At 42.0% G+C, this 702-nt stretch carries 1 protein-coding gene and 1 pseudogene; both read left to right on the forward strand.

The window, feature by feature from the left end; all coding sequences use genetic code 11:
• Nucleotides 1-374, forward strand: a pseudogene (locus tag ACUU1I_RS20990) (AAA family ATPase); the annotation flags it as partial.
• 50 nt (nucleotides 375-424) lie between these two features.
• On the forward strand, nucleotides 425-613 hold the full coding sequence (locus ACUU1I_RS20995) for a DUF1187 family protein (RefSeq protein ID WP_000276807.1): 189 nt from the start codon (nucleotides 425-427) through the stop codon (nucleotides 611-613).
• Nucleotides 614-702 lie beyond the last annotated feature (89 nt).

Below are 702 nucleotides of genomic sequence, written 5' to 3' on the forward strand. Positions count from 1 at the left end.
CTCTTAACCTGGGAGGTGAACACCCCGGCATCGATACCTCACGGGATAACAGTGAATTATTTGCCAACGACGGTACACCGACATGGCTAAAAGAAAAGCGTGCAAAAGAAATCGCACTTGATGAAATTATCGAGTTGCTCAACAAGCACCATGGGGGCACCAGTAACGACGCCAAACGCGCAAAAGCTGATTTGCTGGAAAAAACATTCACCTCCCGCTCATGGGAAAGAATCAAAGGTATGGACTGGCCGACAATCAAAGCTGGTCGTAATGCACTATGGATTGAACTGGAAGGCGTTGAATATGCATTCCCGGATCCACAAACACAAAACGAAACGCAACAAGCAGGATACGATGAGAATATTCCGGTGTAAAACCAAGTGCATTTTGAACACGGTTTTTGAAAATATTAATGGAGGTGTTCATGTATAAAATTACAGCCACTATTGAAAAGGAAGGTGGTTCTCCTACCAGCTGGACAAGATATTCAAAATCTAAACTAACGAAATCAGAATGCGAAAAAATGCTCTCAGGGAAAAAAGAAGCAGGCGTTTCCAGAGAGCAGAAAGTAAAACTGATAAATTTTAATTGCGAGAAACTTCTGTCCTCGTGAGTTGCATTATATCAAAATTAGAACTTCATAGCTGATTGAGATAGCCTGAGTTTAACGGACACTCCTTCCTGAAATAGAATGGCATCAGA

The sequence above is a fragment of the Shigella sp. SIG3 genome, assembly GCF_053555855.1.